The sequence below is a fragment of the Streptomyces sp. genome (genome assembly GCF_031178505.1).
Taxonomy (GTDB): Bacteria; Actinomycetota; Actinomycetes; order Streptomycetales; family Streptomycetaceae; genus Streptomyces; species Streptomyces gulbargensis.
Genome location: NZ_JAPSIW010000941.1, coordinates 1 through 2,293 on the forward strand (window position 1 = coordinate 1; position 2,293 = coordinate 2,293).

The following is a 2,293-nucleotide window of genomic DNA, read 5'->3' on the forward strand; positions in this document are numbered from 1 at the left end:
TGCGCACCTTCAGCCAACAGGGCCTGTTCGTCGTCGGCGGGGCCCTGACCGACCGGTACGGTCCCCGCCCCGTCGTCCTCACCGGTGTCACGCTGGGGATCGCGGGTTCGTCTGGCTCGCGTACGCGACGAGCGCGTGGACGGTCACCGGGGCCGTGGTCCTGGTCGGCTTCGCCGCCGCCCTCTTCTCCCCGGCCGTCGAGTCGGAGATGGCCCGCGAGGCGCTGCGCGCCGAGCAGGCCGGCGGCCCCCGGCGCACCCGCACCCTGGCCCGCTTCTCGGCCGGCGGCCAGGCCGGCGCCCTCCCGGTCCTCGGCACGCTCCTCGTGCACGGGGCGGGCGAGGCTCCCTTCCGCGCCGCCTGTCTCGCCGGGGCCGCCCTCTTCGTCCTCGTCCTCGCCGCCCACGCCCGGCTGATGCCCCGCGGCGGCGCCACCCGGGAACGCCTCGGCCCCGTCCGCCGCCGCGCGATCCCCCGCGACCGCCGCTTCCTCCGCCTCGCCCTCGCCTGCTCCGCCTACCTCCTCGCCCACAACCAGCTCTATCCGGCGCTGCCCGCGGGACTCGACCGCGTCACCGGCTCCCAGGCGTCGCCCGGCTGGTTCTTCGCCCTCTCCTCCGCGCTGGTCGTCCTCGACTCGGGGGAACGCCGGGCCGCCGCCGTCCTGGACGCCCCGGCCATGGTCCGGGCCGGCCTGCTCCTCCTCGCCGCCGCGTCCGCCGCCGGCGCCGCACTCCGCCCCCTCGGCGGCCCCGGCGCGGCACCTTCACCGTCCTGCTGACCCTGGGCCAGACGCTGATCCTCCCGGCCCCCCGCGCCCTGCTCCCCGACCTGGTCCCACCCGCCCACCTGGGCCTGGCGACCGGCGCCCTCTCCTCCCTCGCGGGCCTCACGGTCCTCGCCGCCTCACCCCCGACGGCCACCCTCCTCACCCTCCCGGGCCCCACCCCCTGGCTCCTCCTGGCAGCCCTCCCCCTCCAGGCGATCCCCGCGGCCCCCTCGGCACCCCCGGTCACCGCGAGCCCTCACCCGGACATGACGAAGCCCCCGGCCCTCCCGAAGGAGGAGCCGGGGGCCGTGGAGCGCTTCCTAGATGTCCCTGAAGATCTCGATCTGCGCCCCCACCGAGTTCAGCCGCTCCGCCAGGTCCTCGTACCCCCGGTTGATGACGTAGACGTTCCGCAGCACCGAGGTGCCCTCGGCCGCCATCATCGCGAGCAGGACGACCACGGCCGGGCGCAGCGCCGGGGGGCACATCATCTCGGCTGCGCGCCAGCGGGTCGGGCCCTCGACGAGGACGCGGTGGGGGTCGAGGAGCTGGAGGCGGCCGCCGAGGCGGTTGAGGTCGGTGAGGTAGATGGCCCGGTTGTCGTAGACCCAGTCGTGGATGAGGGTCTTGCCCTGGGCGGTGGCCGCGATGGCCGCGAAGAAGGGGACGTTGTCGATGTTGAGGCCCGGGAAGGGCATCGGGTGGATCTTGTCGATCGGCGCCTCCAGCTTGGAGGGGCGGACCGTCAGGTCGACCAGGCGGGTGCGGCCGTTGTCGGCGGCGTACTCGGGGGAGCGGTCGTGGTCGAGGCCCATCTCCTCCAGGACCGCGAGCTCGATCTCCATGAACTCGATCGGGACCCGGCGGATCGTCAGCTCCGACTCCGTGACGACCGCGGCGGCCAGCAGGCTCATCGCCTCGACCGGGTCCTCGGAGGGGGAGTAGTCGACGTCGGCGTCGATCTGCGGCACGCCGTGCACGGTGAGGGTGGTGGTGCCGATGCCGTCGACGCGTACCCCGAGCGCCTCCAGGAAGAAGCAGAGGTCCTGGACCATGTAGTTGGAGGAGGCGTTGCGGATGACGGTCACGCCGTCGTGGCGGGCCGCGGCCAGCAGGGCGTTCTCGGTGACCGTGTCCCCGCGCTCGGTCAGCACGATGGGGCGGTCGGGGGAGACGGACCGCTCCACGCGCGCGTGGTAGAGCCCCTCGGTGGCGGTGATCTCCAGGCCGAAGCGGCGCAGCGCGATCATGTGCGGCTCGATCGTGCGCGTACCGAGGTCGCAGCCGCCGGCGTACGGCAGCTTGAAGCGGTCCAGACGGTGCAGCAGCGGGCCGAAGAACATGATGATGGAGCGGGTGCGGATGGCGGCCTCGGCGTCGATGGACTCCATGTCCAGTTCGGCCGGCGGCACGATCTCCAGGTCCACGCCGTCGTTGATCCAGCGGGTGCGGACGCCGATGGAGTTCAGCACCTCCAGGAGGCGGAAGACCTCCTCGATGCGGGCGACGCGGCGCAGGACGGTG

General features: G+C 73.9%; 1 protein-coding gene and 1 pseudogene. One reads left to right on the forward strand and one right to left on the reverse strand.

What is annotated here, in order from left to right:
- A pseudogene (locus RIF68_RS34800) lies at positions 1 to 1,008 on the forward strand (MFS transporter); the annotation flags it as partial.
- Between the two features lie 81 nt (positions 1,009 to 1,089).
- On the opposite strand, the gene RIF68_RS34805 reads toward RIF68_RS34800, so the two are convergent.
- Positions 1,090 to 2,293, reverse strand: a 1,204-nt coding sequence (locus RIF68_RS34805; protein WP_309055519.1) for a UDP-N-acetylglucosamine 1-carboxyvinyltransferase, incomplete at its 5' end; no start/stop codon positions are given.